This window comes from Clostridium sp. DL-VIII, from assembly GCF_000230835.1.
Lineage (GTDB): Bacteria > Bacillota > Clostridia > Clostridiales > Clostridiaceae > Clostridium.
On record NZ_CM001240.1, the window covers coordinates 4,568,069 to 4,582,290 of the forward strand.

The following is a 14,222-nucleotide window of genomic DNA, read 5'->3' on the forward strand; positions in this document are numbered from 1 at the left end:
ACTTAATAATCAATTTAGATAATTTCAAAACCTATTATACCTTATTCATTCTTATGTTCTTTGAAACTATTTAGTAACATCTGCATATATTTTTATTATATACTTGTATTCGCGCTCTACCTTTAATATTTTTATCAAAGCTTTCTCCCATATATACTCTATGGCATCATTAAAATCCTCAGCACTTAGATTTACATTACTACTAGACAATGATATTATGGATTGTTTTCCTGACTTTATTACTGGCAATGTTTTTATCTTTTCCAATATAATTTCTATATTATTCCCCATACCTATACACCTCTCATATACATATTATATAATAATTGCTTTATTTTATTCTTATAAAACAAAAAAGAGTAATCTTTAAACCTAAATAATTTAAAGATTATCCTTTTCTCCTTAAAATTTATTGAATTAAATTTTTTAATTTTGAGATTTTGATATATTATTACGAAATTCCACTGGTGTTATTCCATAAGCTTTCTTAAATAGTCTTATAAAATGTTCTACATTCTCATATCCTACCTGCTCAGCAACGTTTTCCACTCTCATTCCGCTTCCTTTTAATAAGTTCTTTGCTTTATCCATTCTAATTTGTTTCACTATATCTCCAAAGGTACTGTTAGTGCTTTCTTTAATGTATTTTGATAAATATGGCTTAGATAAAAAGAATTTTTCCGATAGTTTTTCCAAGGTAATAGTCTTATAATGTGATCTAACATAACTTAGAATCTCTGTCATTCTTTCGTCTGATCTTTTTAATTTTTTAATTTCTTCTAACTGATTTACCGCTACTGCTAAAGCTGCAATAGATGAATTAATAATATCATCTTCTACTCCAACTCCCCAATAATGTTTGTCATAAGATTTTATTCCCACATAAGTGACTGCTTTTGAAGTAGATCCACTAGATAATGAATGCTCTTCATATATGTCTAATTCATAATCTATTTTAAAATATTCTTTTATTGCATTACTAACTGCATCTAGCCTTCCATTTCCCTGCGCTGCCACACATTCTGTTTTTCCACCATGACAGATTGTAGTATCAGCTGTCATTTTATCACCTTGTCTAAAATGACATTCTGGAATTTGAAATACATGAGAGTTGCGTATATACTTTTCTTCCAAAATTTTATAAATATTCTCAGGAGTTAATTCCTTATGGGCTTTATCGGATACATCCTTAACTGTATACCCGAAATCCTCTCTCATCTGTTTTGGAAGTGATATTCCAAAACTCTTATGCAATATATAATCAACACCGCCTTTACCAGATTGACTATTAATCCGGATAACATCCGAATCATATTGGCGTCCAACGTCAGCTGGATCAATAGGTAAATATGGAACGTCCCAATACCTACAGTCTTTCTCTTCACGCCAGTTCATTCCTTTTGAGATAGCATCCTGATGAGAGCCTGAAAAAGCTGTAAAAACTAACTCGCCAGCATAAGGCTGACGCATGCCAACCTGCATTCTAGTCAATCTTTCATAGGTTTCACATATTTCAGACATATTTCTAAAATTCAACTTAGGATCTACTCCATGAGAATAAAGATTCATAGCCACTGTAATAATATCCAAATTACCTGTTCTCTCACCATTACCAAATAGAGTCCCTTCTATTCTGTCAGCTCCTGCAAGTATACCAAATTCCGCATCACTCACGCCACTGCCTCTATCATTATGTGGATGTAGACATAGTACTACAGCATCCCTATATTTCAAGTTTTTATGAATATACTCAACCTGGCAGGCAAATACATGAGGCATTGCATTTTCAACAGTAGTTGGTATATTAATAATTGCCTTCTTTTCCTTTGTTGGTTCCCAAACATCTAGAACTGCATTACACACTTCTAATGCATAATCTACTTCTGTTCCTGGAAAGCTTTCTGGACTATATTGGAATGAATAATTCCCCTTTTCTTCTTCTGCTATCTTTTTTAAAAGCTTCGCTCCATCCACAGCAAGTTTTTTGATTTCTTCTTTGGATTTTTTAAAAACCTGCTCTCTTTGAGCAACAGATGTTGAATTGTATAAATGAATAATTGCATGTGGTGCTCCTTTAACTGCGTCAAAGGTTCTTTTAATAATATGTTTTCTTGCCTGAGTTAGCACTTGAATTGAAACATCCTCTGGAATCATATTTTTCTCAATTAAAGTTCGTATAAATTGAAATTCTGTCTCGGAAGCAGCCGGAAATCCAACTTCAATTTCCTTAAAACCTATTTTTACCAACATATTAAAAAATTCTAATTTTTCTTCTAAACTCATAGGCTCAATTAACGCTTGGTTTCCATCCCTTAAATCAACGCTACACCATTTAGGCACCTTATCTATATGATCTTTTTTTACCCAATCGTATGTCACTACTGGCGGCATAAAATATGATCTTTTATACTTTTCGTAATTCTCCATTTTTATCACTCCCCAATTGTAATATTGTCAAATTATAATTAATTATTCCTTTTCGTATTTCATGTAATTTAGCATATCATATTTTAAAGTTAAGTCCTAGTGACATATTTAATCATTTTTATTGATCTATTTTAACATATTATAAGCTTATTCAAGTTATTCACTCAAATAAGCTTATAAATTAATCTATTCTAAATTTTTTCTTTTTACGATATATATTGCAATAACAAAATAACTTTTTATCTATTAATTTTCTTCAATACTTTAAATATTTTCTACAAACTGAATTCTTAATCCATTAGGATCTAACACATAAAAAAATCTTGTGTGAGGATTTGGTTGTATTGGTCCACTATGAATAGCTATCCCTTTTTCTTTAACAAAATTCATCATTTCATCTACTGATTTTACTTCAAATCCAAGAGAAATGTGTTCTCCATAATTTACTTCTTTCAAAGTTTCATTACATATAAGTTCAATTTTTGTTTCTCCCTCTCCTACAAATGCGATTTCCACTCCAGGGCCTGCATTTAATCTCTTGTTTATATTAAGACCAACAATTTCTTGATAAAACTTCAAGGATTCCTCTAAATTTTTAACCATTAATGTACTCCAGCAAAACTTCATAATCTATATCTCTCCTTATTATATGATTTTAATTATTTTACCCTTTTATTATATCCAACTTTTTATACTGTTAAAAGGATATAAAAAAACAAAGATACTAAATTAGTATTATGTTTGCTATAAAAAAGCAATGCATGTTAATCTTAATTTATAACATGTATTGCTTTAATTTTGTATCTTTGAAATTTATAAAAGAAGCATTTCCACATTAGAAACACTTCTTTTGTATAGTAGTCAAGCATAATTATTTCTTTAAGTAAACTTCTCTAAGTTTATTTAAATAGAAAGTTATTAATCTAAACATTGTCAAAATTATAATTAATTATTACTACATTAAATTTATAGTAATAATTTTATTGATGGTTACGCTTTTTGTTTGACAATTTATGCTGTTTAATTTTGAACATTCCTAACGGTTTTCTGCTTTTAACATAACTTTCCGTATATTACGAGTGTTTTACTTTTTTTCATACATTCAATTGTAACTACAAGCTGCAACTATAACTGAAAACTATTATATAAGCTTCTTATCATTATTTAATTTGCTTCTAAATATTTATTATCTAAAATTCTTTGAACCAAACTGCTTTTACATCCATTGTATTTATTATGAGCTTGAAGAATCCCCTAACACTGTTACTTTAACATCTCTATTCCCCCAATTATCGCACTCACTAGAGCTGTCAAAATATACATCAATTTCATTTCCTTTTATTGCACTTCCAGTATCTGACGCTATTGCATATCCATAGCCTTCAATATAAAAAATTGTTCCAAGTGGGAACACATTTGGGTCAACTGAAACTGTACTTAAACCATTTGGGTTTCTTTCTACTACTCTTCCACTTGCAGTTTTACTTCCAGCTGCTGATGTATACGCTGTTGCTGAACAAACCAGTTCTTTATTTGGTGTCATTGCTTTAGCTGCGTTACTTGAAAAAGTAATCTCTGCACCTAAATAAATGCTTAACGCCATTACAAAAACCACTGATTTTTTCATAACGTTTGTCCATTTATAATTTTTCGACATTGAATCTCTCCTTTTCAATTCGCAAACCATCTTTTATATTATAACACAATTTTTAATGTAAGCGTATCCAAATTATGTATTTTTATTTATTTTTTTTATTTATTGATATTTTCACAAATTTTTCTTCAACATACACCTTACTAAGAGCCACAACTCCAGAATATAACTCCTTTTTTAAATATTAATAAATTGATATAATATAACTAACACTTTGCGCTGATAGAAGATATTCCATAAAATCATAAGTTACATGGAGACAAAATTATGAAGTTAAAGCTGCTATAAAAATGGAAAAAGAGCATAATAAAGCTTCCCTAATACCTATTGATCTCAGTGGAAGCTTAAAAGAAATTGAAACTCGTATTATAAATCATGTAATGTCAGAAGAAAGAATGAATCAAGTAAAGGTTGAAAAAAGATTAAAAATCGGCCATGGCACCTTATGGCGAAAATTGAAATAATTTTACAATAACCAAATTTATAAAATATACTTTTCTATTCCTAAAGCCACTCCATCATTTTGCACTGTATCTGTGATTTTTTTTGCAAAACTTTTAATGCTGTCATCTGCATTTCCCATTGCAATTCCGCAGCCTACTGTCGACAGCATCTCTATATCATTCTTTCCATCACCAAAAGCATAGCTGTTTTCTATTGGAATATTTAAATAGTCCAGTACTTTTAGTATTCCAGAAGCTTTTGTATTAAGTCTTGAATATAATTCAAATGCTCCTTCATTTATATTATAAATAGAATCATAATCTTCATTCTCTAGAGATAAGCAGTATTCCATCCCTTCTTTATCATCACATAGCATCTCTATCTTATAAGTATCTATTTCATTAAATTTATAATTCCCTTGTAAATATTTTTTTGATATATCAAAAGACTCATAATATGAGTGAAGTTTCTCATATTCATCTTTAATATATGAGTATTTTTCTCCTTGCAATATATATTGAATATTACGCTGTTCAAAATTATTTATTAATTCTTTTATGAAATTTTTATTAATGCATTCTTTATGTATGCATTTTTCTCTTAGCTTTACATACGAACCATTAGTAAGCACAAAACCATCAAATCCAAAATTAAGTAATACATCATTTAAAAAAGCATATGGTCTGCCTGTTGCAATAAAAACATAATCTCCATTTTCCTGCAATTCTCGTATAGCCTTCTTTACTCTTGGAGTAATATCTGTTATTCCATTCATACAATCCATTAAAGTTCCGTCTATATCAAAAAACACCGCTTTTTTCATAGATTCATCCCCTTTATAATAATTTATTCTCGTTTTATACAATTCATTACTGTTTAATACCATTTTATTTTATTTATTCGCACATGTCAATTAATTTAATTGCATTCTATTACTATGATTGCTAAAATAAAAATAAATGAGAATAAATAGGAGGTCATTATGTTTATCGAAGAAAGACACAAACATATTTTAGATATATTAGATCGAGACGGAAAAGTTTTAGTTAAAGATTTAAGCTCACAATTTGATGTGAGTGAAAGTATGATTAGAAAAGATCTTCAAGTCTTAGAAAAAAATAATCTGCTTCAACGTACTTATGGTGGTGCTATTAATCTAAAGCGTACTCTAGTCAGCGGTGAAAGTCTCTTTAAAAGAGTTGAAAAAGACACTTATTTAAAGGAAATCATCGCAAAAAAGGCATATGAAGAGATAGTTGAAGGAGATACGGTTTTCTTAGATGCTTCAAGTATTTCTCATTTTCTCACAAAACTGCTTGTAGGAAATAATAAAAACATTACTTTGATAACAAATATGGTTGAAATAGCATCAATGATTCCCTTAGATTCAAAGGTACATGTCATTTTTATAGGTGGTGATTATAATGCATTCGTAGGTGGAAATATCGGTTCCCTCTCAATTGAACAAATTAAACTTTATCGCTGTAATAAAGCATTCATTGGCTGTAGCGGCATAGACCTTAAAGATGGAAGTATAAGCACTGGTGAATCTGAAGATGCAGGTACTAAAAAAGCAATTATGAATATCTCTAAAGAGTCATATTTAATGGCACCAAATGAACGATTTAACTTGGATGGAATCTTTAACTTTTCAAACATAGAAGATTTTAACTGCATTATTACAGAAGCTATGCCAAACGATACTATAATGACTTTACTTGAGCAATATAATATAATCTTAAAATAGTTTCAAAATGAAATGACTTTTAAAATTGATTCATTGAGATGTCATGACACCTTTAGTATAATATGCTAATGAAAGAATACTAAGGATGTGAAATTTATGATTAAAGATATGACAAAAGGTAATATTCCAAAGCACCTAATAAGCTTTTCTGTACCACTAATCCTAGGAAACCTTCTTCAGCTTACTTATAATGCAGTAGATTCTATTATCGTTGGAAGATTTTCAGGAACAGATGCCTTAGCTGCAGTTGGAACAGCTGATCCGGTAATGAATATTATGATTTTAGGAATAACAGGTATTTGTATCGGTGCATCAGTCCTAATGAGCGAATTTTTTGGTGCTGGCAGATATGAAGATTTAAAAAAAGAAATATCAACCACATTAATATTCGGATGTTTTTTTTCATTATTAGTTGTAATATTGGGCTTAATTTTTTCAAGAGAACTATTAAGTCTTCTCCAAGTGCCAAATGAAATTCTTGATTCTGCAACACTTTACTTAAGAATTATTTTTCTTGCAATGCCTTTTACATACTTGTATAATGCTGTATCAGCAGCTATGAGAAGCGTTGGCGATTCAAAAACACCTATAAGATTTTTAGCAATTGCTTCTATTCTAAATGGATGCCTTGACTTTGTTTTTATAGGTGGTTTTAATATGGGTGTACTTGGAGCAGGGCTAGCTACAGATATTGCTGAAGCCTGTTCCGCAATTTTCTGCATAATTTATATCTATAGGAAAGTTCCACTATTAAGATTGACTAAAAACGATATAAGATTAGATATGCACTTTTTAAAACAGACTCTGGCTCATGGTTCTGTAACAGCCTTGAAGCACTGCAGCCTGCAGTATTCCAAGGCTTTTATTATGTTATGATATTAAATTTGAGTATTTAATTTTCCCATTTGACTCATGACCATCTCATAATATTGTCCTTTTTTATCCATAAGACTTTTATGATTTCCGCTTTCCAATATTTTTCCACTTCCAATTACCATAATATCATCGGCGTCTCTAATAGTAGATAGACGATGAGCTATTAAAAAGCTTGTTCGGTTCTTCATTAACTTTACCAGTGCGTGCTGAATATCTTTCTCAGTTTTTGTATCAACACTGCTGGTAGCTTCATCCAAAATTAAAATAGGACTATCACATAAAACCGCTCTGGCAATTGATATGAGTTGACGTTGTCCTTGACTTAGATTATCTGTAGCTCCAGAAACCATTGTTTGATACCCTTTTGGTAATTTGTCGATAAAATCATGTGCATGAGCTATCTTAGCAGCTTTTATTACCTGTTCATCAGTTGCATCCTTTTGAGAATAACGGATATTATCCATGATTGTGCCAGTAAAAAGACAAGTATCTTGCAATACTACTGAAAAACATTTTCTAAGGCTGCTTCTCTTTAATTTAGTAATTGGTTCATTATCAATTAAGATATTCCCACTATCCGCATCATAAAAACGTGTTAATAGATTTACAATAGTAGTTTTTCCAGCACCAGTCTCCCCTACTAAAGCCACTGTTTCTCCTGCCTTTACCCTAAAACTTATATCCTTTAATATAGGAGTTGACTTATTATATGAAAAGCAAACATCTTCAAAAACAACCTCTCCATTTGGTGTTTCAATGTCAATGGCATTTTCAATATCTGCACTTTCTTCTTCACTGTCTAAGATTTCAAAAACACGTTCTGCTCCAGCAAGTGCAGACTGAATTGTATTAAACATGCCTGCAACAGAATTAAGAGGCTGTGAGAATTGTTTTGAATAACTCATAAAACTAACTACGGTACCAACTGAAAGACCATATCCAACTGATAATACTCCACCTACAATTGCCACAACTGCAAAAATAAAATTATTGATAACATTCATAAGAGGCATCATATATCCAGACCATATTTGAGCCTTAGTACTGCTTACATAAAGTTTTTCGTTAATATCTGAAAACTGCTTTAAAATGTCCTGCTGCTTATCAAAAGCCTTTACCATTTTTAATCCAAGTATGTTTTCCTCAATTACTCCATTAAGAGATCCAAGACTTCTCTGCTGATCTAAAAAGTAAGCACGGCTATGAGAAGCAATCATTTTTGTAAGCATTGTCACAAGAGGAATACATAATAATACCACAATTGTAAGGGGCACATTTAATGCTATCATAACTGCAAAAGAACCTATTAATGTTAAAATGCTCGATATTAGCTGGGTTGTTGTCTGCGCTATAGTAGAACTAATATTGTCCACATCATTTGTAATTCTACTCATAGTATCACCATGTGAACGAGTATCGTAAAATTTAAGCGGAAGCTTCTGCATCTTTTGAAAAAATTCAGTACGTATTACAAGTACAAGCTTTTGTGATACCTTAAGCATAATAACTCCATTAACGCATGATATAATCCAATTTATAATATGTAATGTAATAATTATTAGTAAAAGCCCTGTGAGCATTTTTGCGTCTATTGTCTTAGTTTCAAATTTAAAAGTATTAAAAGTTTTTCCTATAAAATAAGGAATAGCCACAGAAATTACTGACGAAAAAATTGTAAGCACCATAGCTGCAAAGATTGTTTTTGCAAAGCGCATATAGAGTTTTACGATACGCAATAATGTTCCTTTAGTATTTTTAGGTTTTGCAGTTGGTGCAAACCTATTGCCCCCTCTTCCAACTGGTCTGCTTCCAATAGCAGGTATTTTAGGCTGAGCTTTAGAAAAATGTTCCCCCATATTTTTTTATGCCTCCTTGCTGCTTTCTATTTGCGTTTTATAGATATCTTGATATATTTCGCAGCTTTTCATAAGCTCATCATGAGTACCATATCCAACTTTAACTCCATTATCCATTACTAAAATCTTATCAGCAAACATAGCTGTTCCACATCTTTGAGTAATTGTAATTATTGTTTGATTTCTTTTTTTAGAGTTTAAATTTTCACGAACCTTTGCTTCAGTCACTGCGTCAAGTGCACTTGTTGCATCGTCTAAAATAAGTATAGAAGAATTACTCTTAAGCATTCCGCGTGCTATCGAAATACGCTGTTTTTGCCCTCCCGATACATTTACTCCCGCACTTCCTAAGAGACTTTCATATCCATCCTGCATTTTCTTTATAAAATCAGCTTGTGCATTACTTGCTGCCTCGTCAATCATTTCATCTGTGGCCTTTTTATTTCCCCACCTGATATTTTCAGCAACAGATCCTGAGAAAAGCATTGGTTTTTGAGGCACAATTGCAGTATTATTTCTAACTGAATTAATACTTAATTCTTTAATATTAGAACCATTAACCAAAATTTCTCCACTGTTCACATCATAGAATCTTAAAAGCAGCCAAGCAATTGTTGACTTACCGCTTCCTGTAGGACCAATGATTGCTAAACTTTGTCCATTATCAATAGAAAAAGATAAATCTTTTAATGCAGGTACACCACTACCGTTAGGGTATGCAAATGTAACATTCCTAAACTCAATATCACCATTTAACTCTTTAGTTTCATCATTATGAATGAAATCTTCATCAGAATCTAATACCTCTTTAACACGTGCAGTCGACGCCTTTGTTCTTACGAAAGTATTAAATATATTGGTTATCATTATTAAAGATGTTAGAATTTGAGCCATATAAATTGTAAATGCTGAAATATCTCCAGGGCTTGCGAGATTTAAGGAGAACATCTTACTTCCAATGAAAATTACGATCACTGTACCAATTCCAACAGCAAGTGTCATAAGAGGCGATACAAGAGTGATAATCATCTGTGAAGATACTCCCTTCTCCATTAAATTAGAGTTTGCATTTTCAAACTTATTAGTTTCTTTATCATAAGTTCCAAAAGCCTTTACTAAACGCACTCCAATAAGATATTCCTGAACAACAGAATTTACCTTATCCATAGCTTTTTGCAATTCATAAAAACGTGGATAACTTAATTTCATACTGACCATAATTAAAATCGCAACTATTGCAACAACACCGTAAATAATTATACTCAATCTAAAGTTGAGCAATGTAGCAAGTACAATACTGCCTATACATGTAATCGGTGCTTTTAAGAAAATCCTCATAATTCCATTAACAAAGAGAACAACCTGAGATGTATCATTTGTCATCCTCGTAATAAGTGAACCACTTTCTATTTTATCTGCGCTTACTTCTGAGAAATGCATGATTTTCTCAAACAAATCATAACGTAAATCGGCTCCCATACGCTGTGATACTTTGCTTGCTAAAATATTTCTTGTGACGGCAAAGCATGCTCCAATACCTGTAACCACAAGCATAAGCATTCCCCAGTAATACACTTTGGAAAGTGATCCTTGTTCGATTCCTGTATTAATTATATTTGACATAAGCGTAGGACTTAGCAAATCACAAACTGCTTCAGATGTAACACAAAAAACAGCTATTAAAAACGGGAATTTATATTTTTCAAAGTACTTACTATATAATTTCATAATTTGTTGTCCTTTCTTTCCTTCATAGCCTAATTTCATATAGTATTATAATCTTTTCCATTATGAAAAGCTATAAAATATAGTTTCCATGTATTTACAGACAATAATTAATAGCTTATTTAATTTTTATTACACCTTGAATAGTTCTAGTAAAATTACGAATTAGACAGAATTATATTTTTATAAATTTTTTGTTATATTTCTTAAAAAATAAAAAACTGCTACAGAATGCTTTCAAAAAATCATTCTGTAGCAGTTTAAATAGAATTCTCTTGCTAGTATATTAAATATTATTCACTCACTAATTTGAGAATTCTTGTGTCCCCATATACTTACCATTTCCATAGATTACTCCTATACCAACTTTTGTGTATGAAGGATTCATCATGTTTTCTCTATGACCCTCAGAGTTCCACCATTGATCAAATAATTGAGCTGCATCACTGGTATTATATGCAATATTTTCTCCACTAGTTGTGTATTTATATCCTATAGTTTGTAACCAGTTTGTCCATTTAGTTCCATCTGGATTTGTGTGGTCAAAAAAGTTATTTTGTATCATATCATTACTTTTGTATCTTGCTACCTGTACTAAAGTGTTATCTATAGTTAAAGGTTTAATCCCTGCTTCACTTCTTTTTTGATTCATTAATTCAAGAATCTTTTGTTCAGCAGCAGCTTGTACATTTATTGAATAATTTGCTGGTAGCTTAGGTAACCCCTGTACATCTGCTGAATCTGTACTTGTAGAAGTATTATTTGTGCCTTGAGCTTGTCCATTATTTGAATTCAAAAGATTATTTGCAATTGTATTATAATTAGTATTTGAATCAATTGTTGCTGCAGATACTCCTAATGATGAGAAACTACTCACTGTGGTACCTGCAATAACTGCGGTTACTATTTTTCTTAATATATTTTTCTTCATTAGTTTTTCTCCTTCTATATGTTTTATTTGCCTTCTTGATTACTCATTAGATATTATTTAAATGTTTTCTGTTTTCAAGAGAGGTCATGTCTCTATACTAACATCTTTTCGACATTATTCAACATGAAATTTCGTTTCTAACTTTATTTAATCGATATTAGCTTAGAATCTCTTGAGTATGTTCTTTTATGTTCCTTTATGCTTAATGATGTTGTTAGGTCTCATAAACTACAACGGCTAAACCCCTTAATTTTTTATTATAAAATATTTATATTTGTGTCAGCCAATCAATTTTTGAAATCGCCATTTCATATAAATTCCAATCTCCTTCAGCACATTTTTTTACATTTTCTATTAATTTTTCTTTTTTAAACCCTGACCCCTCATAACATTTAATTGCATTTTCATTAAAATCAAATACTCCAAGTGTTACCTTTTCAAATTTCATCTCCTCAAATGCAATTCGTAGTATTTCTTTTAGTACGTTATTTCCTATGCCTTTTCCCCTATTAACTTCTTCACCTATTAAAAATCTGCATATTCTACCGACTTTATTATCTTTATCAACTTCCCTTAATTCAATAGTTCCAATAACATCATTTGTGCTGACCATTTGTATTTTATAAACTCGGATATTACTATTACTATTTTTAACTTCATTTAATAAATAGCTTTCAATTTGCATAGTTGTTAAAGGGTAATTATACTTAGGTCCAGCCCACTGTAACAAAAAATCTGCAGTTTTATCTAAATTCCATTCTACGATTTTATTTAGATCTTCTTTTTCTAATAAATTTAATTTTATCATATCAATGCCCCATTTCTATTCTTTCTGATATTACTATACATCATTACCTTAGGTAAGAGTCAATTATTAAAATAATAAATAATCCCCTCTAATCCAAAAGCTTATTTCTAATTAAAACTTAATGGATTAGAGAGGATTTTTAATTGGACTTATAACTTACAACTGGTATTTTATCGGTTGAGCAAAAAAACTTAACCATTTTATAGTTCATACCATTTAGGGGTATCCTGTGAGCAATTGGCAATTTACAAGTAATAGATCAAGTTTATGATTCATTTATTTACATATCTATGCTTGTTCCACCTTGAGCTACTTCTTGCTCACTCTTATATGCTAAAGCATCTTGTCTCTTGAAGAATGGAAGATATATAAAGAATGATATTGCTAATACAACTAATTGTAATAAACCTGTTCTAAATCCACCAGTTAAAAATCCTGAAATTGGTGCTGGTGTTGTCCATGGAACTTGAATTGCACTAAATGGTGGAACAAGTCCTGATAAAATTGCAAAATAAGAAATTATACCTGATATTGTTGGTGTAATTATAAAAGGTACTGCCATAAATGGATTCATTACTATTGGTGTACCAAATGTAATTGGTTCATTTATATTAAATATTCCTGGCACTATACCTAATTTGCCTAATTGCTTGTATTGAGCTGATTTTGCTAAGAATAAGTAACATAAAACAAGTCCTATTGTCATACCTGAACCAGTTACTGTCATAAGTTGATCTAAAAATGATTGTGTTACTACATGAGCTCCATTTGCTATTGTAAGTGCTTTTCCACTATTAACTATAGCTTGATTTTCTAATCCATTTGATTGTAATATTCCTGACATAACTCCACTTACAATTGTTGCACCATGAACACCAAACCACCAGAAGAATGGAATTGATAATCCCATAAAGATTACCCCACCCAAAGAATCTGTCATGCCTTGTAATGGTGTTTGGAGTACTTTATATATAAACTCAATTACAGATGTCTTTAATCCAAAGTTAAATATTGCCCAAATTACAGTTGTACAAACAACAATAACTGCTGCTGGTATTAAGGCTGCGAATGAATTTGCAACACCTTGTGGCACACCGTCTGGCATTTTAATTGTAATATTTCTCTTCATAAACCACGAGTATGATGCCCCTACAATTAATCCAATAATAATTGCTGAAACCATACCTTTTCCACCACACCATGTGTCTACTGGTAAAACTCCTCCAACAACTTCTCCACCCTTAGTTGTTACAGTGTTAGGTGTAGTTAAACAAAATACTACAAATGAAATAACCCCTGCTGATAAAGGCTCGTGACCTTCATTTCTAGCGTAAACATATGCTATTCCTATTCCAGCAACTATTGCAATCACATTAAAAGTTGCTGAATTTGCTTTAAATAATGGAGCAGTCCAATCTGCGCCAAATACACTTGCAATTGCATCATTTAAAGGCTGATAAGGCAGCTGAGCAAGTAATAGCATTAAGGAACCTATCATTGTTAATGGCAATGTGTATAAAATACCGTCTTTTAACGCAATAACACCTTTTAAATTAACAAACTTCATAATAATAGGTATTACTTTTTCATTCATAGTTTCTTTTAATGATGACATAATAATTCCTCCCTAGACAAAAAATTATACGTTAGCTATAATTTAAATGTAATAATAAATTTTCAAATCTTCATATAACTTAATATTTGGCGTTTTTAAGTTTATATGGAGATTTGTTACCAGAAATAATTTCTTCTAA

General features: G+C 30.9%; 12 protein-coding genes and 1 pseudogene. 3 read left to right on the plus strand and 10 right to left on the minus strand.

Annotation, left to right across the window (positions count from 1 at the left end; translation table 11 throughout):
• Positions 1-66 precede the first annotated feature (66 nt).
• The 4 genes from CDLVIII_RS21030 to CDLVIII_RS21045 all read right to left on the minus strand — a co-directional run bounded on the left by CDLVIII_RS21030 (position 67) and on the right by CDLVIII_RS21045 (position 4,084).
• Positions 67-291 carry a hypothetical protein gene (locus CDLVIII_RS21030; RefSeq protein WP_009171488.1) on the minus strand — a complete coding sequence of 75 codons (225 nt, stop codon included), beginning with the start codon at positions 289-291 and terminating at the stop codon, positions 67-69.
• Between the two features lie 135 nt (positions 292-426).
• Positions 427-2,427 (minus strand): 2-isopropylmalate synthase, encoded by a 2,001-nt coding sequence (locus CDLVIII_RS21035; protein ID WP_009171489.1) that lies wholly within the window; start codon positions 2,425-2,427, stop codon positions 427-429.
• A gap of 264 nt (positions 2,428-2,691) precedes the next feature.
• A complete protein-coding gene (locus CDLVIII_RS21040) occupies positions 2,692-3,054 on the minus strand; it encodes a VOC family protein (protein ID WP_009171490.1) in 363 nt (120 codons plus the stop codon).
• Positions 3,055-3,661: 607 nt separating this feature from the next.
• Positions 3,662-4,084 (minus strand): 3D domain-containing protein, encoded by a 423-nt coding sequence (locus CDLVIII_RS21045; RefSeq protein ID WP_009171491.1) that lies wholly within the window; start codon positions 4,082-4,084, stop codon positions 3,662-3,664.
• Positions 4,085-4,371: 287 nt separating this feature from the next.
• Between CDLVIII_RS21045 and CDLVIII_RS30495 the strand changes: the two genes are divergently transcribed.
• Positions 4,372-4,545, plus strand: coding sequence for a helix-turn-helix domain-containing protein (locus CDLVIII_RS30495; RefSeq protein WP_144005391.1), 174 nt, complete (start codon positions 4,372-4,374; stop codon positions 4,543-4,545).
• Positions 4,546-4,562: 17 nt separating this feature from the next.
• Here CDLVIII_RS30495 and CDLVIII_RS21050 read toward each other — a convergent pair whose 3' ends face one another.
• A complete protein-coding gene (locus CDLVIII_RS21050; protein WP_035301875.1) occupies positions 4,563-5,348 on the minus strand; it encodes a Cof-type HAD-IIB family hydrolase in 786 nt (261 codons plus the stop codon).
• Between the two features lie 159 nt (positions 5,349-5,507).
• Here CDLVIII_RS21050 and CDLVIII_RS21055 point away from each other — a divergent pair, with 159 nt between their 5' ends.
• Both CDLVIII_RS21055 and CDLVIII_RS21060 read left to right on the plus strand, forming a co-directional pair.
• Entirely contained in the window at positions 5,508-6,272 is a 765-nt protein-coding gene (locus CDLVIII_RS21055) for a DeoR/GlpR family DNA-binding transcription regulator (protein WP_009171493.1), read from the plus strand.
• A 96-nt stretch (positions 6,273-6,368) separates the two neighbouring features.
• Positions 6,369-7,106, plus strand: a pseudogene (locus tag CDLVIII_RS21060) (MATE family efflux transporter); the annotation flags it as partial.
• Positions 7,107-7,150: 44 nt separating this feature from the next.
• Here the strand turns inward: CDLVIII_RS21060 and CDLVIII_RS21065 are convergent.
• The 5 genes from CDLVIII_RS21065 to CDLVIII_RS21085 form a co-directional block, all read right to left on the minus strand.
• On the minus strand, positions 7,151-9,004 hold the full coding sequence (locus tag CDLVIII_RS21065) for an ABC transporter ATP-binding protein (RefSeq protein WP_009171495.1): 1,854 nt from the start codon (positions 9,002-9,004) through the stop codon (positions 7,151-7,153).
• A 6-nt stretch (positions 9,005-9,010) separates the two neighbouring features.
• Positions 9,011-10,732 (minus strand): ABC transporter ATP-binding protein, encoded by a 1,722-nt coding sequence (locus CDLVIII_RS21070; protein ID WP_035302490.1) that lies wholly within the window; start codon positions 10,730-10,732, stop codon positions 9,011-9,013.
• Positions 10,733-11,033: 301 nt separating this feature from the next.
• Positions 11,034-11,660: a CAP domain-containing protein gene (locus CDLVIII_RS21075; protein WP_009171497.1), complete on the minus strand. Its 627-nt coding sequence runs from the start codon at positions 11,658-11,660 to the stop codon at positions 11,034-11,036.
• A gap of 268 nt (positions 11,661-11,928) precedes the next feature.
• Positions 11,929-12,468: a GNAT family protein gene (locus CDLVIII_RS21080; RefSeq protein ID WP_009171498.1), complete on the minus strand. Its 540-nt coding sequence runs from the start codon at positions 12,466-12,468 to the stop codon at positions 11,929-11,931.
• A 280-nt stretch (positions 12,469-12,748) separates the two neighbouring features.
• Positions 12,749-14,083 (minus strand): PTS sugar transporter subunit IIC, encoded by a 1,335-nt coding sequence (locus CDLVIII_RS21085; RefSeq protein WP_009171499.1) that lies wholly within the window; start codon positions 14,081-14,083, stop codon positions 12,749-12,751.
• Between the last annotated feature and the right edge of the window lie 139 nt (positions 14,084-14,222).

Bases quoted from the DNA above. Each gene is read 5' to 3' on its own strand.
- CDLVIII_RS21030 (WP_009171488.1), bottom strand. From the start codon at position 291: ATGGGGAATAATATAGAAATTATATTGGAAAAGATAAAAACATTGCCA.
- CDLVIII_RS21035 (WP_009171489.1), bottom strand. From the start codon at position 2,427: ATGGAGAATTACGAAAAGTATAAAAGATCATATTTTATGCCGCCAGTA.
- CDLVIII_RS21040 (WP_009171490.1), bottom strand. From the start codon at position 3,054: ATGAAGTTTTGCTGGAGTACATTAATGGTTAAAAATTTAGAGGAATCC.
- CDLVIII_RS21045 (WP_009171491.1), bottom strand. From the start codon at position 4,084: ATGTCGAAAAATTATAAATGGACAAACGTTATGAAAAAATCAGTGGTT.
- CDLVIII_RS30495 (WP_144005391.1), top strand. From the start codon at position 4,372: ATGGAAAAAGAGCATAATAAAGCTTCCCTAATACCTATTGATCTCAGT.
- CDLVIII_RS21050 (WP_035301875.1), bottom strand. From the start codon at position 5,348: ATGAAAAAAGCGGTGTTTTTTGATATAGACGGAACTTTAATGGATTGT.
- CDLVIII_RS21055 (WP_009171493.1), top strand. From the start codon at position 5,508: ATGTTTATCGAAGAAAGACACAAACATATTTTAGATATATTAGATCGA.
- CDLVIII_RS21065 (WP_009171495.1), bottom strand. From the start codon at position 9,004: ATGGGGGAACATTTTTCTAAAGCTCAGCCTAAAATACCTGCTATTGGA.
- CDLVIII_RS21070 (WP_035302490.1), bottom strand. From the start codon at position 10,732: ATGAAATTATATAGTAAGTACTTTGAAAAATATAAATTCCCGTTTTTA.
- CDLVIII_RS21075 (WP_009171497.1), bottom strand. From the start codon at position 11,660: ATGAAGAAAAATATATTAAGAAAAATAGTAACCGCAGTTATTGCAGGT.
- CDLVIII_RS21080 (WP_009171498.1), bottom strand. From the start codon at position 12,468: ATGATAAAATTAAATTTATTAGAAAAAGAAGATCTAAATAAAATCGTA.
- CDLVIII_RS21085 (WP_009171499.1), bottom strand. From the start codon at position 14,083: ATGTCATCATTAAAAGAAACTATGAATGAAAAAGTAATACCTATTATT.